The 20,552-nt window shown below is 61.2% G+C and carries 13 protein-coding genes and 2 tRNA genes; 10 read left to right on the top strand and 5 right to left on the bottom strand.

Annotation, left to right across the window (positions count from 1 at the left end):
* Nucleotides 1-321: 321 nt before the first annotated feature.
* The 5 genes from CUU80_RS10440 to tgt all read right to left on the bottom strand — a co-directional run bounded on the left by CUU80_RS10440 (nucleotide 322) and on the right by tgt (nucleotide 5,656).
* Nucleotides 322-2,157: an FIVAR domain-containing protein gene (locus tag CUU80_RS10440; RefSeq protein WP_100497274.1), complete on the bottom strand. Its 1,836-nt coding sequence runs from the start codon at nucleotides 2,155-2,157 to the stop codon at nucleotides 322-324.
* 97 nt (nucleotides 2,158-2,254) lie between these two features.
* Entirely contained in the window at nucleotides 2,255-2,836 is a 582-nt protein-coding gene (dcd, locus tag CUU80_RS10435) for a dCTP deaminase (protein WP_100497273.1), read from the bottom strand.
* A gap of 399 nt (nucleotides 2,837-3,235) precedes the next feature.
* Nucleotides 3,236-3,318: transfer RNA gene (locus tag CUU80_RS10430), tRNA-Leu, on the bottom strand.
* Between the two features lie 112 nt (nucleotides 3,319-3,430).
* On the bottom strand, nucleotides 3,431-4,159 hold the full coding sequence (locus CUU80_RS10425) for a nitroreductase family protein (protein ID WP_100497272.1): 729 nt from the start codon (nucleotides 4,157-4,159) through the stop codon (nucleotides 3,431-3,433).
* A 171-nt stretch (nucleotides 4,160-4,330) separates the two neighbouring features.
* The gene (tgt, locus tag CUU80_RS10420) at nucleotides 4,331-5,656 is read right to left on the bottom strand and encodes a tRNA guanosine(34) transglycosylase Tgt (protein ID WP_100497271.1); all 1,326 of its coding nucleotides are present in this window, start codon (nucleotides 5,654-5,656) and stop codon (nucleotides 4,331-4,333) included.
* A 325-nt stretch (nucleotides 5,657-5,981) separates the two neighbouring features.
* Here tgt and CUU80_RS10415 point away from each other — a divergent pair, with 325 nt between their 5' ends.
* The 10 genes from CUU80_RS10415 (at nucleotide 5,982) to fbaA (ending at nucleotide 20,484) form a co-directional block, all read left to right on the top strand.
* Nucleotides 5,982-7,946, top strand: coding sequence for a S1C family serine protease (locus CUU80_RS10415; protein ID WP_100497270.1), 1,965 nt, complete (start codon nucleotides 5,982-5,984; stop codon nucleotides 7,944-7,946).
* 485 nt (nucleotides 7,947-8,431) lie between these two features.
* Nucleotides 8,432-10,648 carry a heavy metal translocating P-type ATPase gene (locus tag CUU80_RS10410; RefSeq protein WP_100497269.1) on the top strand — a complete coding sequence of 739 codons (2,217 nt, stop codon included), beginning with the start codon at nucleotides 8,432-8,434 and terminating at the stop codon, nucleotides 10,646-10,648.
* Nucleotides 10,649-11,173: 525 nt separating this feature from the next.
* Nucleotides 11,174-12,460 carry an MFS transporter gene (locus CUU80_RS10405; protein WP_100497268.1) on the top strand — a complete coding sequence of 429 codons (1,287 nt, stop codon included), beginning with the start codon at nucleotides 11,174-11,176 and terminating at the stop codon, nucleotides 12,458-12,460.
* A 143-nt stretch (nucleotides 12,461-12,603) separates the two neighbouring features.
* Nucleotides 12,604-13,962: a glycoside hydrolase family 30 protein gene (locus CUU80_RS10400; protein ID WP_100497267.1), complete on the top strand. Its 1,359-nt coding sequence runs from the start codon at nucleotides 12,604-12,606 to the stop codon at nucleotides 13,960-13,962.
* Nucleotides 13,963-14,202: 240 nt separating this feature from the next.
* Nucleotides 14,203-14,829 carry a TetR/AcrR family transcriptional regulator gene (locus tag CUU80_RS10395; RefSeq protein WP_100497266.1) on the top strand — a complete coding sequence of 209 codons (627 nt, stop codon included), beginning with the start codon at nucleotides 14,203-14,205 and terminating at the stop codon, nucleotides 14,827-14,829.
* 216 nt (nucleotides 14,830-15,045) lie between these two features.
* Entirely contained in the window at nucleotides 15,046-16,521 is a 1,476-nt protein-coding gene (locus CUU80_RS10390) for an FAD-dependent oxidoreductase (RefSeq protein ID WP_243388735.1), read from the top strand.
* A 286-nt stretch (nucleotides 16,522-16,807) separates the two neighbouring features.
* Nucleotides 16,808-17,758 carry a zinc metalloprotease HtpX gene (gene htpX / locus CUU80_RS10385; RefSeq protein WP_100497265.1) on the top strand — a complete coding sequence of 317 codons (951 nt, stop codon included), beginning with the start codon at nucleotides 16,808-16,810 and terminating at the stop codon, nucleotides 17,756-17,758.
* Between the two features lie 132 nt (nucleotides 17,759-17,890).
* Nucleotides 17,891-17,964 (top strand) — tRNA-Gly (locus CUU80_RS10380).
* 291 nt (nucleotides 17,965-18,255) lie between these two features.
* Nucleotides 18,256-19,254, top strand: coding sequence for a DMT family transporter (locus tag CUU80_RS10375; protein ID WP_100497264.1), 999 nt, complete (start codon nucleotides 18,256-18,258; stop codon nucleotides 19,252-19,254).
* 162 nt (nucleotides 19,255-19,416) lie between these two features.
* A complete protein-coding gene (fbaA, locus tag CUU80_RS10370) occupies nucleotides 19,417-20,484 on the top strand; it encodes a class II fructose-bisphosphate aldolase (protein ID WP_100497263.1) in 1,068 nt (355 codons plus the stop codon).
* Nucleotides 20,485-20,552 lie beyond the last annotated feature (68 nt).

Here is a 20,552-nt window from a genome sequence, read left to right as displayed (position 1 = left end):
GGAGCGTTTCTCATGGTGTGAGGGCCTACTTTCGTTGACGGACGTAGGCCCTCGGTCGTCAGCAGATTACGGACAAACAGTCACCCAGCAAAACGGCTCATCAGTTCGTGCGTCACACTTCTTTCCGTGTACGTTCTTCCAGACTAGATCACCCCTCATCTGGAAAAACGTACGCTGACGGCTGCTGAGCGTACGTTCTTCCAGAAATGACCAACTGTAGTCTGGAGAAACGTACGCTGAGAGGGTGACGGTGTCGATTATGAAAGGTGCCATTGGCGACATTACCGTCGCGGTACCGGTCCGGAGTCTCCCTTGCGAGAGTCACTTCTCGGACTGGCTGTCCGAGCTGTCCTGCGAGCCCGAGTTCGAGTCTGAGCCGGACCCCGATTGCGACTGCTGATTCTGCTGCGCCTGTTCCTGAGCCTTCTTGGCGGCGTCTTCGGCGGCCTGCTTTGCAGCGTCTGCGGCGGCCTTGGCCGCGTCGCTCTGCTGCTTGGCCTGCACGGAATTGGTGACGGCCTCCTGAGCCGACTGCAGCTTGGTGATGGCGTCGGTCACCGCGGACTGGCTCGGGTTGGAGCTGTTCGCCAGCGTATTGGCCGCGTCGATGGCGCTTTGCAGCGTGGTGCGCGTGTTTTCGTCCGCGACGCTGCCGTTGGAGTTGTCGAGAATGCCCTGAGCCGCGGCGATGGCCGAGGTCAGGGTCGTCTTCATTTTGTCCGTCTCGGCGGTGCTCTTCGACGCGGTGACGGCCTTGGTGGCGTTGTTGATGGCGTCCGTCTGGTCGGTGACATCGCTGATCTGGCTCTTCATATCAGTGGTCTGGCTCTTCAGCTCGTCCGCGCTCAGCGACGATTCGCACGAGCCGGTATCCGCCGGGTTCGCCGCATCCTGCAGGGCTTGATTCAGCGTGGTGATCGTGCTGGTGTCGGCCACTTCGCTGGAAGAGGTCTGTGCGGCGGCCTGGCCGTTGGTGATGGCGGTGGTCAGCTTGGCCTTGGCCTTGTCGTACTGCTTGGCGGTTGCCTTGCATTCCGCCAGTGCCGTCGCCTGACTCACCTTGGTGCCGTTGGCATGCCACCAGAACAGGCCGCCGCCGATCAAGGCGAGGACGACGATCACCGCCGCTGCGATGCCGATGATTTTGCCGGTGTTGGGCTTGCCTGACTTGCCGTGATGACCGGAACCGGACTCGGCCGATTCGTTGTCGTCCTCGCCGAATTCATTCGCCATCTCATCAAGCGGGGCGATGGCCGGGGGCAGCGTGGCCGGCTGTGCAGCCGATGCGGACAGCCCGGATGTCGAAAGACCGGAACGGGCCGGCAGATCGGTTGCCGGCTGGAATACCTGCGTGGCGGCTTCATCCGGGGCTGGAGCCGGGGCGGACAGGGGGGATGCGGTCGTCGGCGAGGCGATTCCAGGCATGACCGCGGTGGCCCCTTCTGCGGCAGGGAACGCGGCGGGCGACGCGGCGTTATCGGCGCTGGGGAAGGCCGTCGGGGATGCGAAGGCCTGAGTGGCTTGCGTTTCCGGGAATGCCTCAGGGAATGCGTTTGCCGCAGGCCCTGCCTGTGACGGGGTGGTGGCCGGGTGCGGCGCGATGGGGGAGAATACTTCCGTAGCTTCGGCGGCGGTTGCTTCGTTCGCAGTCGCTAAAGGTGCCGTCGGCTGCGCGGGCTGGACGGTAGTCTGCGGTGTGAACGGCTGGGTAGCGGGTTGCGCTGCGGGCTGGGCTGCGATCGGGTGGAAGCTTTGCGTCGCCTGATCCCACACGTACTGCTGCTGGCCGGGAGCGGCCGCAACCGGAGCGGAAGACACTGCCGGCGCGCTGGTTGGCTGCGGTACGGAAGGCGTGAACGATTGGGGTGCCATAGCTTGCGTGGGCTGCGCGGTCTGTGACCATGCGGGCTGAACCGTTGCGCCGGATGCAAGGTCAGCTGTATGCAGCGGCTGCGTTCCCCACGTGGAGGTGCTGGGAGAGGCGACCGGAGACGCCGTCGCTTGCGGCGGCTGCGCAAACGGCACGGCTTGCGTCTGCCCGTTGACGGGGATGGGCTGGCCTATCTGCATCTGCCCCGGAATCGGCGGCACCACAGGCTTAGCAGGTTGTTCATGGTGCTGAAAATCAAATTCAAAGCCACCGTCGCTATTAGTCATCACATCTCCTCAAAAACCGAATCATCGGCATACAGCCGGGCGTCACCGGCAAGGTAAGTAAGCGAAACGAAACGAATGGACGAAACGACACCGCGAATCAGTCGTCGATATGTGCGCGATAGAAGCGTTCGTACGAACGGCTGGGTGTCGGGCCTCGCTGACCCTGATAGTGCGAGCCTGTGCCGGACGATCCGTAAGGATGTTCGGCGGGCGAGCTGAGCTGGAAGAAGCACATCTGGCCGATTTTCATGCCGGGCCACAGTTTGACCGGCAACGTCGAGACGTTGGAAAGCTCCAACGTGATGTGCCCCTCGAAACCGGGGTCGATGAAGCCGGCGGTCGAGTGGGTCAGGATTCCCAAGCGACCCAAGGAGCTTTTGCCTTCCAGTCGTGCGGCGATGGTGGGGTCGAGCTTGACATACTCCCACGTGGAGCCGAGCGCGAATTCGCCGGGATGGAGGATCCACGGTTCGTCGGGGCCGACCTCGAACTGTTCGGTCAGCGCGCCCTGATTTTCCGCCGGATCCACGTAGGTGTAGGCGTGGTTGTTGAACAGGCGGAAATAACGGTCCAAACGAACGTCGATGGAAGCGGGCTGCACCATTTCAGGGGTCCACGGCTCCAGCGAAATGTGGCCGGCGGACTGGGCGGCGAGAATGTCGCGGTCAGACAGCAGCATAAAGCAAACTCCTTGATTCAGTAACTGATGCCTAGTCTAGCTTTTCGTGTGGAGACGTGGAAGGCGACCGATTCTCAGCTTATTCTCAGACAAATTTAGAGTTAGATGCAGAAACCGATGGTTATATAAATCATGTCAGCAAAAACGCTGGCCAGGAGCCGCAGCAGTTCCCGACAATTGAACCCCTTTCTTCTTCTCTCTCCTTTCTCGCCCCGGTGGCCTGCCCACCGGGGTTCTTTAATTTTGTTGTTTTGATCCTTAACTCTGGCCTATAACCCCAGCCGTGAATATGACGGCCTCACGTGCGTGTCATATTTCTGTCATATTTTTCAGCGTTCGTCATATACGAGAAAACCCCGGAAGCCTTGCAATTCAAGGATTCCGGGGTTTCATTCTGCGTGCGAGTGGGGGGAGTTGAACCCCCACGAGCATACACTCACTGCCACCTGAAGACAGCGCGTCTACCATTCCGCCACACTCGCAGACAAGTGGATAACTTAGCACTGCTTCCGGCTGAGACGCAAATCAGAGCGGTTTTCGGCGTGTCGCGTTGTGGGCCTTCATGCCGCATTGCGCCGCGCTGAACGGAGGCTCTTAACGCCACTCCACTTGGTGCGGTGCGGCACCGATCTCAAAGTGGCACTTTGCCGTGCCGAGGCCCACATGGGCGAACAAGCCATCAAGGGCCTTGGCACTCACGGTTCCGTCATCGTTCAGCGTGAAATGGAATGGCTGCTGGCTGAGCGAGGTCGGTGCGGCCATCGCGGCTTCCATGCCGGCGGTAAACCAATCGGGTGCCTGGCTCAAATCATCGCCCGGTACGCTCGCCAGCGTTTCCATCGGTTTTGTGCGGCGTCGGCCCGCAGCTCGCGCTCCATGGCCGAATGCGATCATCCATACTGCGGTTTCGCCTTCAGCCAGCGTCCACCACGGATTTGCCGCCGCTGCGGCACCGTCCAATACCGCCCATGACGTCTGTAGTCCCAGCTGCACGGCTCTCAACGCTGCCATTTCGCCGTAATAGCCGACTCGTTCCTGTAACGCCGCTTCCTCGGGCGACAAAGCGGCCTCGCTATCCGCCACGCTACCGGCGGCCGGGCAGATCAGCGCAATGGCGTTATGCACGCCTTGGAATCGCCCATAATGCGTTTTCAGGCCGCAGAACGCGTCGTCCAATCCGGCACCGATCTGCATGTGCAGACCGCTTTCCTCATTCCACCGCGCGATATCCGATTCCAGTGCGGTCAGTGCATTCGCCGCAACCGGTTCGTCCGTATATGCGCGAATGGCGTGCCTCGCCTCGATCGCTTCCAAAAGATCCATGAGTGACTACCTCACTGTTGCCATTTCTCTGTGCTGGTCTCGTTGCCGACGTGCTGCTGCCCAGACTCATTTACTTCTGCTGTGTGGTCCTTGGCCTTTCCGCTTGTTGCGGCGCAGCGCTGTAAGCGGAAAGGCCAAGGACCGGGGGAGAGCCAGAAAACCTGTAGCCGATCACAGTCCCGGACGACGTTCGCCGTCGCCGTAGAAGTGGGCCAGCGTTTCGTCGCGGAATTCGTCGAAGTATCCGCCGTCGATCGAAGCGCGGATATCGTCCAACAGTTTCACGAAGAAGTGCTCGTTGTGGATGGTGGCTAGCGTGAACCCGTTGAATTCGCGGGCGCGCAGCAGATGATCCACATAGGCGCGTGAGTAGTTGCGGCAGGTATAGCAGTCGCAACCCTCCTCCAGCGGCTCGAAATTAAACTTGTTTTCGGCGCGCTTGATGTTGTATCGGCCGGAACGGGTGTAGATGGCGCCGTTACGCGCGCAGCGAGCGGGTGCCACGCAGTCGAACGTGTCGCCGCCGTTCTCCACACAGGCGAAGATGTCGTCCACGGAGGCGATGCCCAGCACGTGGCGCGGTCGGTTTTCCGGCATCGCGTCGCAGATCCATGCGCACGTATTGCCGATGATGCGTTTTTCGATCGCGCCGCCGATGCCTACGCCATCGAAATCAAGCGAAGCGATCTGCTCGGCCGCGTGACGTCGCAGATCTTCGTAATTCGCGCCCTGCACCACCCCGTACAACGCCTGATACGGCTTGCCCAGCCGCTCGGCGGTCAGTCGCTCGTGTTCTGCCACACAACGCTTGGCCCAGCGGAACGTGCGCTCCACCGAGTTTTCCTGATAGGAGCGGGTGTTCATCAACGTGGTCAGCTCGTCGAACGCGAACATGATGTCCGCGCCGAGCTTGTGCTGAATGCCCATCGAAATTTCAGCGGAGAAACGATGCGAACTGCCGTTGAGCGGAGACTTGAACGTGACGCCATCTTCATCCACCCATGCCAGACGTTCCTTGCCCTTGGCGATGATGTCGTCGGATTTCATGCCGGTCACGTCCATGGCGAGGGTTTTCTTGAATCCCACACCCAGCGACATCACCTGGAAGCCGCCCGAATCGGTGAAGGTCGGTCCGCCCCAGTTCATGAAACGCGCCAAGCCGCCGGCCGCATCCAGTACGTCTTCGCCGGGGCGTTCGAAAAGATGGAAGGCGTTGGCGAGCAGGCATTGCGCTCCCAGATCCTTCATCTGTTCAGGTAGCACGGCTTTCATTGCGGCCTGAGTGCCGACTGGCACGAATGCAGGCGTTTTGATGTCGCCGTGAGGGGTGTGGATGATGCCGGTGCGGCCGTATCGGGCACCGTCGCGGCCCAAGCCGTCCGCCGTGGAGGAGAGTCGGGTAACGGTTTCGAAACTGAATGCGCTGCGGTCGCCGGGTTTGCCGGGTTCGGCGCCACGTGGATGGTCAAGCAGTCCTGTCGCTGTACGTTCGCTCATATGTTCACTTTAGGCAAAAGGGGCGGAAAAGGTGAAGCCTCTGCGAGGGGCGAATAGGGGTGTTATTGTTCCGGACCAGCCTCTTGTAACGCAGATAGATGCTCCTGACCGCGGATATTGGCCCCTTGTAGGCGAGATAGACATCAATACCCATATGACTCTGCGCAGATTACTTATAGACTTTCAATCAACATTCAGAAAACCTCCAGATTGACTGCCTTTACTACAGAGGTAGCACACAAGAGGCGCAGCCGATTGAACGCAATACAGCTACAGGGCTCGGCTGCGCTGCTGAGCGTGATGAGATTTTAGAAAAGGAGCAGTGATGGCTGACGAATTCAACCCGCAGGGCGTCGACCAGACCCCGCAGAACGGCCAAACGCCAAATCCTGGCGATACTTCTGAGCAAACGCTGAATACTGAACATTCCGAGGCTGAAGGCGCGCAGCCGGCTACGCAGGTTTTGCCGGCCCAGACCGCAGCCCAGCCGGACACGACCGCGACGACGGCCATTGACCCGGTTCCGGATTATGCCGCCGCCAAGGGCGAGAGCACGGTGGTCTCTTCCGCCCCGGCTGCCCCGGCCGGTGCCGCCGTGCCCAATGCCGGCCAGTCGGAGGCTCCCACCGCACCGCTGTACCGCCCGGCTCCGGAGTACGGCGCATACGGTCCGACCCCCACTGCGCCTGCGCAAAATACCCCGAATGCCTCGTCTCAGCCCGCATTCAACGGTCAGGCCACCCAGCCGCTGCCGTTCGGCCAGACCGCTCAGCCGCAGCCGGGCCAGCCGGGCAACCGCAATCCGTACTTCACCAATAATCCGCAGCCGGGGCAGCAGCCCGCACAGAGCGGCAACGGCAACCCGTTCAACCCGCAGCCGCAGAACTCCGCGCAGGGCAACGGCAACCCGTTCGCTCCGCAGGGCATGTTCGGCGCAGGCGCTCCGAACACCCCGAACGGTCCGTCCGTCCCGAATGGTCCGAGCAATGGCAATCCGGCTCAGCCTCAGCCGGCCCAGCGCGGCGGTTCCAAGGCCGTCGGGATCGTCGTCACCGCGATTATCGCCGCAGTGGTGTCTGCTGCGCTATGCCTTGGCCTCGGGTACGCGGCGCTGACCAACGGCTGGATTAACCTGCCGTCCACCAGCTCGCTGTCGAATGTCACTTCGAACAAGTCCGGTTCCGGTTCCGCCACCGCCAAGAGCGGCCAGGCTGTGGACTGGACGTCCGTCGCGTCGTCCGTGTCCAACTCCGTGGTCTCCATCCAGACCACGCTCTCCAACGGCACGGCCAAGGGTTCTGGTGCCATTCTTGACACCGAGGGCCACATCGTGACCAACAACCACGTGATTTCCGGCGCTCAGTCCATCGCGGTCACGCTGGCCAACGGCACGATGTACTCCGCCAAGCTGGTCGGCACTGACACCACCACCGATCTGGCCGTGATCAAGCTCGACAACCCGCCGAGCGACCTGACGCCCGTGGAATTCGCGGACTCCGACAAGCTCGCCGTGGGCGAAAGCGTGATGGCCATCGGCAACCCGCTCGGCTACGACGACACCGCCACCACCGGCATCGTCTCCGCTCTGAACCGCCCGGTGAGCGTGACCGACGACAACAACAACGAGGTCGTGACCAACGCCGTGCAGATCGACGCGGCCATCAACCCCGGCAACTCCGGCGGCCCGACCTTTAACGGTGCCGGCCAGGTAATCGGCATCAACTCGTCCATCGCCTCCACCGCCACCTCTTCGGACACCGCAGGTTCCATCGGCATCGGCTTCGCGATTCCTTCCAACCTGGTCAAGCGCGTGGCCAATGAGATCATCAGCAACGGTTCGGTGACGCATGTGGCGCTCGGCGTGACCATCAAGTCCGACACCGTTGAGGCCGACGGCGTCACCCGTGGCGGCGCGACCATCACCAAGCCGTCCGTCGGCGGTTCCGCAGTCGTCTCCGGCGGCCCGGCCGACAAGGCCGGCCTGAAGGAAGGCGATACGATCGTGGCCTTCAACGGCAACGCGGTCAACAACAACTACTCGCTGCTCGGCTTCGTGCGCGCCGCCGCGTTGAACGACAAGGCGACGCTGACCATCGTGCGTGACGGCAAGACGATGGACGTGGAGGTGACCCTCGATCAGGAGGAATCCAGCGTCAACGGCTCGTCCAGCTCGAACGGTTCGAATGGCAATGACTCGAACGGCAACGGCAACGGTCAGAACGACCAGAACGGCAACGGCTCCGACGGCTACGGCGACGGCGGCTTCTCCGACCCGTTCGGCCTGTGGTAAACCGTCGGCCGGCAAGCCGAGCGTAAGGTCGGCATAGGCCGTACATAGTACATAACTGAATACAGCTGAATCGCTGAACAACACGTCACATGACGTTGGACGGCCACCGCCGAACGCCATGTCGGACAACCAAAGGACCGTGGAGGGTATATCCCCACGGTCCTTTTGCGTTGCAAGGGAATTGGCGCGTGCGAGACATCAAAGTCCGACGCATACGGCACCATTGCAGATGCAATCACATTGTGATAACTGAATAATTCTATACGCCGTGTATCGGAAAGTCGCGCAGGCGCAGCTCGCGGGAACGGGATCGAAAGGCCCTGCCCAAGCTGCCCGGCATAGACGCCGGTGGGTTAACAAGGCGTGACCATGTGCCGATTGAGGCTGGCCACGCGACTGCATACCCGCATCCGCTCGCGCCCGTCTCCTCGCTGCGACAACTGCCCGCAGCAATCGGCCCCGTATACGAGCGTAAGGAGCATGAGATGCGTAGTCTCATCCGATTTTTCCAACGATTATGTGCCGCCGTCGTGCGCGTCTGCCGATTGGTGCCCATGCTGCCCGTAGTTGTTATCGCCGCAATCCCGCTGGCGGCTCTGGGCCAGTGGCGTCCGTGGGACGCCGCTTTGGCTGGGCAGCCCAGCGCGGCTTCCGCTTCCTCGATTGCGATTCCCGTCTTGGGTGATCCCGGCGTGGGGCAGTGGCTGGTGATTGTGCTGGTGCTGATCATCGTGACGGACACGATCCGCGGCATGATCGACGACATCCGCAACGGCCAGGTGGGCGTTGACCTGCTGGCGGTGATGGCGATGCTGTCCACCGTGGCGGTCCACGAATACTGGGCCAGCTGGGCCGTGACGTTGATGATCACCTCCGGCGAAGCCATCGAAGAGTACGCGCAAAGCAAAGCTGAGCACAGTCTGACTGCATTGGTCAAGGCCGCCCCGCAAACCGCGCACGTCGTGACGCTGCCCGGCGTGGGCCGCGGCAAAATCCAAGACGATGCAGCGAACGACGGCTTCCGTCATACTTCATCCGCTCAATCCGCGACGGCCCAGCGTTTCGCCACGGTCCCGGTCGCTCAAGTGCAGCCGGGCGATGTGCTGATGGTGCTGCCGGGCGAAATCGTGCCGGTGGATGGCGAGCTGCTCTCCGGCGAGGCGACGCTCGACTTGAGCGCGATCAACGGCGAGCCGGTGCCGCGTACGGTGTTCGCCGGTGCCCGCGTGATGTCCGGTGCAGTCAACGGTTCCGCGGCGCTCACCATGCGCGCCACGCAGCCGGCCGCCGAGTCCCAGTACCAGCGCATTCTCCAGTTGGTGGAATCCGCTCAGGAGTCCCGCCCGGCCGTGGTCAAAACCGCCGACCGGCTGGCGGTGCCGTTCACCGTGCTTTCGTTGGTGATCGCCGGCGTCGCTTGGGCGGTGTCCGGCATTCCGACACGATTCGCGCAGGTGCTGGTGCTCGCCACGCCTTGCCCGCTGCTGATCGCCGCGCCCGTGGCCTACATTGCAGGCACATCCCGGCTGGCCGCTGCCGGCGTGCTCATCAAAACCCAGGATGTGCTGGAAAACTTGGGGCGAGTTACGCAAGTGTTCTTCGACAAAACCGGTACGCTCACGGTCAAGCAGCCGCAGGTGGTGCGTGTGGAGATGCTGCCGGGCGTGGAAACGCAACTGAATGAGGATCATGTGCTGATGATGGCCGGTGTGGTCGAAGGCTACTCGGTGCACATTCTGTCCAAAGGCATCGCGAAGGCCGGTACGGAGGCGATGGCTCGGTTGCGCGCCCGGTTTGCGGCCGGCCAGCGCGACTGTCCGGAGCCGGAGGCCAGCATGCCGGGCCATGGCCGCGATTATCCGGTAGTCAAGAGCATCAAGGAGACGGCCGGCAAAGGCGTGTCCGGTGAAGTCAATGGGCATATGGTGCGCGTGGGACGCCTCTCGTTCGCGGCCGCCGCGGATGGCGCTGCCGACTCCCATCGGGCGGAGACGGACGTTGATTCCCTCGGTCGGCTTCGTGCCCAGCATCCTTTGGGCGCCGGTAAGGCTCGAAATTCCGCGGATTTACGCACGCGATTCGGGATGCTGCAGCCGGATGAGATGGCGTCCTATGTGTCCGTGGACGGTCGGCTGATCGCCCGCATCGTGCTGCGCGATGTGCCGCGTGCCAACGCTAAGGCCGCGCTCGCCGCGTTGCATGGCCTGGGGATCTCCAAGCTCACGATGCTCACCGGAGACAAGCGCGCTTCGGCGGAAATCATTGCGCGCGAAGTCGGCATCGATGAGGTTCATGCCGAACTCTTCCCGGAAGACAAGGTGGACGCGGTGGCGGCTCAGGGCGGCTTCGGTGACCGGCCCGTCACGATGATGGTGGGCGACGGCGTGAACGATGCGCCGGTGCTGGCCGCCGCCGACCTCGGCGTCGCGATTACCGACGGCACGTCCACCGCCGCCTCGGAAAGCGCGCAAGTGGTGATCATGAACGACGATATCACCGCCGTGCCGCGCGCCATCGCCATCGCCCGCCGTACCAAGCGCATCATGCTGCAGGCCGTGGTCGCCGGGCTCGCGCTGGCGGTGATTGGCATGATCGCCGCCGCGTTCAACCTGATTCCGGTGGTAATCGGTGCTTTCCTGCAAGAGGGCATCGACGTGGTGAGTATCCTCTGGGCCCTCACTGCCGTGCTTGATCGGGACTAGGCGGGCCGGCTATGCCTCACTGGACGGGGCGTTCCGTCGGTATACCCGAGATCTTGCTCCACTGATGGACTATCAGTGGAGCAAGATCTCGGTGTATTCGAACTGGTGCTCCACTCACCGCTTATGAATGTGACGAAACCGCGATTAACCCGAGAGTTTGCTTCATTAAGATGAATTGGCGGAGCATTTCCTCGGGCCATTCGGAGATACGTCCCACTGGGAGCTGGTGAGTGGGGCGTTTTATCGGTCGGCCCTAGGTCACGCTCTTTCTTCAGCAGGGCGATTCCACTGATGGTGCCTGAATGAGGCGCGATTACGGTTGGCTCGAAGATCCACCCCGCCAAAACCGCATGATTCCAAGCGAAACGCCTTGCCGAGAACCACCATCCCCCAATTTGACTTAATAGTCATTAAGTGTAAAGTAGTCATCGTCAACAACAGAACATCGCTTCGACTGCGCATAGTGAAGGTGCTGGTTCATTGCAGAACAATGCGAGCCGAGTCGATGGCAACAAAGGAGTAACGATGTCCGTTTCTGAAGCGGTATCAACAGCCTCGAAAGCGTGGACTGGCTCAGTGAGCGATGACGAGCAGCCCAAAGCCCCTATCCTCATTGGCATTGCGACGGCCCTCGGTGCCATGCTGTGGCTCGGCCCGTACCTCGGCGTGAATGCCGTGCTGCTGCCTGCCAAGGTCGAAATCATCGACCCGACGAACAAAGCCAGCATCATCGCATTGCTGTCCGGCTCCGCAATGGTGTTCGCCACGCTCGCCAACATCATCATTGGCGGCCTGTCTGACCTGACCCGCAGCCGTTGGGGCCGCCGCACCCCGTGGCTGATCGTCGGATCCGTCGGATGCTTCGTGATGCTGCTTGTCTTCAACGCCGTGCAGACCGTGCCGCTGTTGGTGGTTTCGTGGTGCTTGTACCAGGTCTTCCTCAACGCGCTTGTCGCGCCGATCGTCGCTGCCATCGCTGATCGTGTGGCGCCTAAGCACCGCGGCCTGATCTCCTCCATCTACGCATTCGGCTACGTGATCGGCCAGTACGGAGGCCAGCTCGTCGGCGCTCAGTTCCTTGGCCCGAAGATCGGCACCGGCATCATCGTGATGAGCGTGCTCACCCTGCTGTGCGGCCCGGTTACCGTGCTGCTCATGCGTGAACAGTCCAGCCTCGGCATGGAGAAGAAGAGCTTCACCTGGGATATGTTCGTGCAGCACTTCATTTTCCCGGTCAAGGATTGCCGCGATTTCTACCTCGCCCTGTTCGGCAAGATGCTGGTGAACACCGCCACCACCGCCATCATGGCTTACCAGCTGTACATCCTGAGCGATTACATTCATCTCGACACCGCCGGCCAGAAGAAGTATGTGTCCATTATCTCGATGCTGCTCATGGTCACCGCCATTGTGATGTCCATTGTCGCCGGTCCGATTTCCGACAAGATCAAGAGCCGTAAGATTCCGGTGGCGTTCGCCGCCCTACTGGTGGCCATCGGCGTGGCAATGCCTATGGTTTCCAGTGCTCCGTGGACCATGGTCGCCTACGGTGCCATCGCTGGCCTGGGCATGGGCATCTTCTTCGCCGTCGATCAGGCGCTGAACATCGAAGTGCTGCCCAACGCCGAGAACGCCGCCAAGGATCTGGGTATTCTGAACCTCGCCAACACCGGATCCCAGCTGCTCGGCCCGATTGTGGCCGCTGCCATCGTGCTCGTCTCCGGCGGCAGCTACTACGGTCTGTTCCCGGTCTGCGCTGCGGTCTCCCTGATCGGTGCTGTGCTGATCATGATGATCAAGCGCGTGAAGTGATCGCGCCGGGAGCCTCGACCAAGCGCCGGCCACCACTCGACATCAATACATACCAAGCAAAACCCAATATCGTCCAAATATCGTCCAAGGCATTCTCGTCATTTTGACTGAATGCTGATTAACCAATAAGGAGATTTCTAGTCATGGTCACATGGATCGAAACCACCGAAACCGATCGCTGGCAGACCAAAGAGGCCCCGGCCCAGGGTGCGACCAGCGAACTGGGCGTCACCCTGACCGGCGGCAAGGAGCAGGAAGTAGAAGGCTTCGGCGGCTGCTTCAACGAACTCGGTTGGCTGCCGCTGCAGCAGCTGAGCGCGGATGACCGCGAGCAGGTCATCAAGGAGCTGTTCAGCCCGGACGAGCTCAACTTCCGCCTGAACCGCGCCCCGATCGGTGCCAACGACTTCGCCGCCGACTGGTACAGCTACGACGAAACCCCAGGCGACTACGAGCTCAAGGACTTCTCGGTCAAGGGCGACGAGCGTGCCGTGCTGCCCTATATCCGCGCCGCCAAGAAATACCAGCCGCAGCTTTCCGTGCACTCCAGCCCGTGGAGCCCGCCCACGTGGATGAAGAACCCGCCGGTCTACAACTACGGCAAGCTCGTCATGACGCCGGAGAACCTCACGGCCTACGCCAACTACTTCGTCAAGTATGTGCGCGCCTACCGCGCCCTCGGCGTGAACGTGACCCGCATCTTCCCGCAGAACGAGCCGTGGTCCGACGCCAAGTACCCCACCTGCAAGTGGACCAGCGAGCAGCTGCGCATCTTCATCCGCGACTACCTGGGCCCCACCTTCGAGCGTGAGGGACTGCTCGGCAAGGCCGAAGACGGTGGTGTGGAAATCTGGCTCGGCACCCTGAACGGCCCGCGCGACATGCAGTTTGTCAGCCTCTACGGCATGGTGCTCGAAAACTACAACCGCTATGTCGACAACATTCTGATGGACGACGAAGCCCGCAAGTACATCACCGGCGTCGGCTACCAGTGGGAAGGCCGCGACTGCATCGAGCGTACGCACAAGGCATGGCCTGAGCTCAAGCTCATGCAGACCGAATCCGAGTGCGGCATGGGAGACAACTCCTGGGAGTACGCCGAGTACATCTTCCATCTCGTCAACCACTACCTGACCCACGGCGCTCTGGGCTACACCTACTGGAACATGGTGCTCGCCGGCACCGAAAGCACCTGGGGTTGGCACCAGAACTCCCTGTTCTCCGTGGATACTGAAGCCAAGACCTTCACCCGCAACCCCGAATACTACGTGATGCGCCATTACTCGCACTTCGTCAAGCCGGGCGCTCGCGTGCTCGATCTTGAGGGTCGCTTCTCCTCGATGGCCTCTGCCTATGAGAACCCGGATGGCTCGCTGGTCGTGGTGGTGCAGAACGCTTTGGAGCGCGAGGTGAGCTTCAGCTTCGCCGATCCGGCCAACGCCGGCCGCGCCTTCACCGCAACGTTGGCGCCGCGCTCCTTCAGCACCTTTACGCTGGACTGATCAGTGACGTTGCGCTGCGGTAACACTGCAGCTTAGGTCTTCCCGCTATCGCAATCGATGGTTGGGAAGACCTTTTTTGTTGTGATTGGTCGGTGGTTCGGATGCGATGAGATGGTCCTGTGCGTTTCAGTGCATTCCTATGCATCGTATAAGGTGACAATGTATGCGAATGCCGGCGATGTCCGGCAAGGTGATTGATGAAGGTGTGGTTGAACCGCCGTGGTTGGATCGAAAAACGCAATGAAACGCACAAGGGGCGCCAAGGATGTCAAGTCCGCAATGACGGCGGAGGAGCGTCGCCTCAGCATCATCAACACCACCACTCAGTTCGTGGCACAGCATGGCTTCTGGGGATTGCGTCTGCGCGAGATCGCCGTGGCTGAAGACATGACCGAAGCCGGTCTGCTCTACCACTTCGGCTCCAAGGAGGGCCTGCTGCTTGCCGTACTGGATTACCGCGATAAAACCGATCGCGCGGCGTTGTATGGCCGCCTCAATGTGCCCCTACCGGCCGGTGGTGAGGCCATCGGTGACGAGGATGATTTTCCCGTTGGATTGCGTGATCTGACCATCGCCACCACGGAACGCAACGCTACTCAGCCTGAAATCGTCCGCCTGTACACCGTGCTGGAAGGTGAGGCACTGAGCCAGAATCATCCGGCATACGAGTACTTCCGCAATCGTGAACAGTGGGTGATGCGCGAATACACGCGAGCGGCGCGCAATGACGGTGCTGCCGATCCCGTGCGTGCCGCACGCCAAACGCTGGCCGCTATGGACGGTCTCCAAATGCGTTGGCTGTACGATCCCGATTCCATCGATCTCGCAAGCGAGTGGAAGCTGCTCGTGGATCGGATTCTGCGCTAGCGGCAGGCCGAAAACCCATAATCTGACATTAGCAATCCCCATAATCTGACATTAGGGATCCCCGTAATCTGACATTAGGAATCCTCATAATCATGCAGTAGGGCGGTTGGTGGTCGGCATACGTCGCGCAAACTGTACACAAATCCGCCCAGCATCACAGAATTCCCACTGCTTTACCCCTGTTGCCGCGGCATGCTTTGCGATAACCTGTAACGCGTGACTGAATCTGTGAATACTACTGCGAATAACGACGCAACCAACGAATTGCGTATTGCTGTGATCGGCGCTGGCCCGGCCGGCGTATACTCGTCCGACATCTTCCTACGCCAGCTCAAGAAGCTGGGCGAAGAGCTCGGCCTCGGCACCCAGGCCCGCATCGACCTGTTTGAGAAGCTGCCGGTGCCGTTCGGTCTGGTGCGCTACGGTGTGGCCCCGGACCACCCGTCCATCAAATTCATCGCCTCCGCGCTGGAGAAGACGCTCGACAACCCGGACATCCACCTGTACTGCGACGTGGAATTCGGCAAAGACGTGACTCTTGAGGATCTGCTCGCCCGTTACGACGCCGTACTGTTCGCTACCGGTGCGGTCAAGGATAAGCCGCTGAACCTGCCCGGTGCTGATCTTGACGGTGTGTACGGCGCAGCCAAGTTCGTGGAATGGTACGACGGTTACCCCACCGGCGCCCGCGAGTGGCCGCTGACTGCCGAGAACGTGGCTGTGATCGGCGGCGGCAACGTGGCCATGGACGTGGCCCGCGAGCTCATGCGCAACGCGGACGATCTTAAGGCCAAAACCGATATTCCGGACAACGTGTACGAGGGCATCGGCCAGAACAAGGCGAAGGTGCTGCACCTGTTCATCCGCCGTGGTGTGGCACAGGCCAAGTTCAGCGTGCAGGAGCTGCGTGAGATGGAGAAGCTGCCCGGCGTGCAGCTCATCATCAACGAAGACGATTTCGAGCTCGACGATGAGACCATCGAGGTGGCCGGCAAGGACAAGCTCACCCGTCAGATGGTCGAGGAGCTGTTCACCATCCGCGAGATGGCCGAGGATATGGAAGACGACGGCGACGTGGACTTCGAAGGCAACCCGGCCGATCGCAAGTACTACGTGCACTTCAACTCCGCTCCCACCGAGATTCTGGGCGAGGACGGCAAGGTGAAGGCCATCCGCGTGGAGCGTACCGAAACCGGTGCCGACGGCAAGATGCACCGCACCGGCGAGTTCACCGACTACCCGGTCGAGGCCGTGTACCATGCGATCGGCTACCAGCCGGCTGAGGCGCCGGGCATCGCCTACGACAATCACGGCGCTCACTTGGCCAACGCGAACGGTGACGGCCGCATCACCACTGACCCCGGCGGCGGCGAGGTGCGTGAGCGTCTCTACGCCACCGGTTGGGCCAAGCGCGGTCCGGTCGGACTGATCGGCTCCACCAAGTCCGACGCTCTGGCCATCGTGACCAACATGCTTGAGGATCTGGCCAAGGCCGCCGAGGGTGGTCGTGTGGCCGCCGATCGTGATCCCGAATCGATCGACCGACTGCTCGCCGAGCGCGGTGTCAAGCCGATCGACTTCGCCGGCTGGAAGAAGGTGGACGCGTTCGAGCGCGCCGAGGGTGCCAAGGAGGGTCGCGAACACAAGAAGGTCATCGACCCCGAGCAGATGCGTGAGCTGGCTTTGGCCTGATGCGCTGACGGTGTTGACCGTGCGACTGCGCGATAACGTTGCGCAATAACGCCGTGCGATGACACTGTGCGAAAACAATGGGCGGCTGGGTTTCCCGGCCGCCTTTTTGTATGTTACGTACGTAATGTACGTTATGTACGTTTTGCGCGTTACGTACGTAAGATCACGTGATTGATCCGGGCCGGCTGTGCTGGTGTCTCGGACACTGATGACACCGTGAATATCTTGATTTTTCTCCTCGCGCATATCCAGCAATCATTCAGGCTATATCCTTAGGCTGAGCCTCATGGATGCCAAAGTACGGGTGCATGGCCACATGAACGGCCTGAAGACGACGCTGTTGTTTGCCTTGATGTGGGCCGTCATCATGCTGATTTGGTGGGCCACCGGCGGAAGCCGCCAGACGCTGGGCGTGTACATTCTCATCGGCTTGGGTACTACATTCTTCTCCTACTGGTTCTCCGACAAGCTCGCCATCGCCTCGATGGGTGCGCGTGAGGTCTCCGAAGCGGAAGCCCCGGAAATCTATCAGATCGTGCGCGAGCTGAGCGCTCGTGCCGGCAAACCGATGCCTCGTATCTACATCGCTCCCACGATGAGCCCCAACGCCTTTGCCACCGGCCGCAACGAACGTCATGCCGCCGTGTGCTGCACCCAAGGCATTCTGCGGATTCTCAACGCCCGCGAATTGCGCGGCGTACTTGGCCACGAACTGATGCACGTCTACAATCGCGACATTCTGACCTCCGCCATCGCCTCGGCCATGGCCACCGTAATCACCTATCTTGGCTATTCGCTGATGTATTTCGGCGGTGGTTCGCGCGATAACCGCGAAGGCGGATCGGGCGGTCTCGGACTGATCGGTGTGCTGCTCAGCGCAGTGCTGGCTCCGATCGCCGCCTCACTGATTCAGCTGGCCATCTCACGTACCCGTGAATATGACGCCGACGAAGACGGCAGTCTGCTGACCGGAGACCCGGAGGCCCTCGCCTCTGCGCTCAACAAGATTTCCTATGGCGCACAGACCACGCCGTTGCGTAAAACTGCCGGCACGCAGTCGGTGGCTGCCATGATGATCGCCAATCCGTTCTCTTCCGCCGGGTTCGCCAAGTTGTTCTCCACGCATCCGCCGACCGATGAGCGCATCGCCCGCCTGATGCAGATGGCGCATGAGATGAACGGTGCGTCGCTGCAATCCGGTGGCGCGGCTCCATATTCGACGCGGGTGTTGCGCTAGTCGATCGGTGATTGCGGATGTGGGCGCGACGTAATCGCGGACAGCAGGGTGTATCTCGGCACTGGGGCGTGATACAGTGGTGACTCGTGCATTCGAGTGTTACGGCGGTCGGGTGCAAGCCATGCGGCAATTGCGGATGTAGTTCATCGGTAGAACGAAAGCTTCCCAAGCTTTAAAGGCGGGTTCGACTCCCGTCATCCGCTCCATTGAAATCGTTGAAATTCCGCCGTTTTCTTCATGTTTTTGCCTGAAAGAAATTGTCTTGCTGAGAACGATATGAGAACAATTCATATCGTCTGAGTGCTGTCCGATGCAGCGGCCCTAGTCTTGTTTTGGTCGTCGTTTGTCCGTCTTCTCTGTTTGGCGGGTGCCGGCTGGCTTGTGAAATCGACGGCCCCTCACGCTTCTACGAGGGGCGGGCATATTGTGCCTACTCTTGTTGTGTGACGTCTATGGCTGGGCACGCCATCAGGCGAGTTGGCGTAGTGTGTTGGTCGATGCGTGACTCAACCTCAATAGATGCGACCGATGCGACTGGTACCGAGGCCGGGAAACCCGGCGCGGTTTCGGCCCAGACGCCGGCCGCGCCCAAGCGACCCACCCCCACCTTCGAGCGCACTCCGCGCGACATTGTGATCGGTGCGGCATTGGTGCTCGCCGGTGGCATGCTGTGGGGTATCAATGCCACGGTGTCCAAGATTCTGATGGGCACCTATCACGCCGATCCGCTGTGGATCGCGTGCGTCCGACAACTGGCCGCCGGCATGATCTTCTTGGTATGTTCCGCCGTGTTTACGCCTCGCAAGCTTATCGGTGTGTGCCGCGATTGGCGTGTGTGGCCCAAGCTTGTGGCCTGCGCGATGGCCTGTGTGCTGCTGGTGCAAGTAGCCTATCTCAATGCTATCGATTGGACGAATTCCGGCACGGCCACGGTGCTGCAAACACTCAACCTGCTGTTCGTATTGCTGTTCGTCTGCGTGCGGGGCAGCCGATTGCCGCGCGTGCGGGAAAGCGTCGGTGTGGCGCTCGCTTTTGCCGGAACGGTGCTGATTGCCACCGGTGGCGACTTGTCGCGGCTCAGTTTGCCGCTGCCGGGTTTGGCATGGGGTTTGATTGATGCGCTGTGTACGGCGGTGATGTCGATCGCGCCGATCGCCATGATGGCCAAATGGGGCAATTTCACGGTAAACGGCATGATGTTCATCGTCTCCGGCGTATTGCTGGTGCCGTTTGTGCGGCCATGGGCCAGCGCTCCCGCATTGGATGGATTGGGGATTGCGCTGATGACGTTCACCGTGGTGGGCGGCACGTTCGGTGCCTATTGGCTGTTTCTGGCTGGTACGCAGCGGTGCGGTGCCATGCGGGCCACAATGCTGGGCACCAGTGAGCCGGTGACCGCCACGATCTCCGGCGTGCTGTTCGCCGGTGCCGTGTTCACGCCTACTGATCTGGCGGGATTCGCGATGATCATTCTGATGGTGTTCCTCATGCGGTAACGGGCGGTACTTGCGGTGATGCGTGCGTTGGCGTCGCCCGGCTCACGCCCGCGCCCGCACCTACAGCAGCATTCCCATCAGCAGCTCCCGTTGTGACCAATCGCACAGTCACCGAACCGACAAACCGGTGCCGGCGGGCAGTCCCCGCGCGATAATGAAGCCATGACAATCGCAACACCGGAACGCTATGCCGAAATGCTTGATGCCGCACGTCGTGGCGGATACGCTTACCCTGCCATCAATGTGACCAGCTCGCAGACGCTGAATGCCGCATTGAAGGGCTTCGCCGACGCTGAATCGGACGGCATCATCCAGGTGTCCGTGGGAGGTGCGGCGTACGTATCCGGTATGGGCGTCAACGATCGCGTCACCGGTTCGCTGGCCCTCGCAGCGTTTGCGCACGAAGTGGCCGCAAAGTACCCGAACATCACAGTGGCCCTACACACCGATCACTGCGCCAAGCAGTATCTCGATGAATGGGTCCGTCCACTGCTTGCCCACGAGGCCGAACAGGTCAAGCGCGGTCAGGAGCCTACGTTCCAGTCGCATATGTGGGACGGCTCCACTGTGCCGCTGAAGGAGAATCTGGATATCGCCGAAGAGTTGCTTGACAAGTCGCAGGCGGCTCACACCATTCTGGAAATCGAAATCGGTGCTGTCGGTGGTGAGGAAGACGGCCACTCCGCCGAAATCAACGAAAAGCTGTACTCCAGTCCGGAAGATGGTCTGGAAGTGGCCCGTCGACTGGGCTTGGGCGAGCGCGGCCGGTACATGGCGGCGTTCACGTTCGGCAACGTGCATGGCGCGTACAAGCCCGGCGTGGTCAAGCTGCGCCCGGCTCTGCTCGGCGAGATCCAGGCTCGCGTGGCGCGTGCGGTGGCCGAGGGCGAATTGCCGAGCGCGGCCGGTCAGGTGGCGTTCCCCAACGGCAAGCCGTTCGAGCTGGTGTTCCACGGCGGTTCCGGTTCCACGCCGGAGGAGATTGCAGAGGCGGTCAGCTACGGTGTGGTGAAGATGAACATCGACACCGACACCCAGTACGCGTTCACTCGCCCGATCGCCGATCACGTGTTCGAGAACTACGACAAGGTGCTCAAGGTCGACGGCGAGGTCGGCGAGAAGAAGTTCTACGATCCGCGTTCGTGGGGTCGCAAGGCTGAAGACGGCATGACGCAGCGTGTGATCGAGGCCTGCCAGCAGCTCGGTTCCGCCGGCAAGGCGCTGAAGTAGACGCGCACGTCGCGCCCCCTCTCCTCTCCCTTCTCCCGTCCCCTCCCTCCTCCCTCTTTCCCTTCCCG

This window comes from Bifidobacterium scaligerum, assembly GCF_002802865.1.
GTDB classification, from domain to species: domain Bacteria; phylum Actinomycetota; class Actinomycetes; order Actinomycetales; family Bifidobacteriaceae; genus Bifidobacterium; species Bifidobacterium scaligerum.
Note: the sequence above shows the minus strand (reverse complement) of the source record. Positions and strands in the feature narration are given on the sequence as shown.

What these genes read in the sequence shown, in the direction of transcription:
- CUU80_RS10400 (WP_100497267.1), top strand. Translation starts at nt 12,604, where the DNA reads ATGGTCACATGGATCGAAACCACCGAAACCGATCGCTGGCAGACCAAA.
- CUU80_RS10415 (WP_100497270.1), top strand. Translation starts at nt 5,982, where the DNA reads ATGGCTGACGAATTCAACCCGCAGGGCGTCGACCAGACCCCGCAGAAC.
- fbaA (WP_100497263.1), top strand. Translation starts at nt 19,417, where the DNA reads ATGACAATCGCAACACCGGAACGCTATGCCGAAATGCTTGATGCCGCA.
- CUU80_RS10425 (WP_100497272.1), bottom strand. Translation starts at nt 4,159, where the DNA reads ATGGATCTTTTGGAAGCGATCGAGGCGAGGCACGCCATTCGCGCATAT.
- tgt (WP_100497271.1), bottom strand. Translation starts at nt 5,656, where the DNA reads ATGAGCGAACGTACAGCGACAGGACTGCTTGACCATCCACGTGGCGCC.
- CUU80_RS10405 (WP_100497268.1), top strand. Translation starts at nt 11,174, where the DNA reads ATGTCCGTTTCTGAAGCGGTATCAACAGCCTCGAAAGCGTGGACTGGC.
- CUU80_RS10440 (WP_100497274.1), bottom strand. Translation starts at nt 2,157, where the DNA reads ATGACTAATAGCGACGGTGGCTTTGAATTTGATTTTCAGCACCATGAA.
- CUU80_RS10395 (WP_100497266.1), top strand. Translation starts at nt 14,203, where the DNA reads ATGAAACGCACAAGGGGCGCCAAGGATGTCAAGTCCGCAATGACGGCG.
- dcd (WP_100497273.1), bottom strand. Translation starts at nt 2,836, where the DNA reads ATGCTGCTGTCTGACCGCGACATTCTCGCCGCCCAGTCCGCCGGCCAC.
- htpX (WP_100497265.1), top strand. Translation starts at nt 16,808, where the DNA reads ATGGATGCCAAAGTACGGGTGCATGGCCACATGAACGGCCTGAAGACG.
- CUU80_RS10410 (WP_100497269.1), top strand. Translation starts at nt 8,432, where the DNA reads ATGCGTAGTCTCATCCGATTTTTCCAACGATTATGTGCCGCCGTCGTG.
- CUU80_RS10375 (WP_100497264.1), top strand. Translation starts at nt 18,256, where the DNA reads ATGCGTGACTCAACCTCAATAGATGCGACCGATGCGACTGGTACCGAG.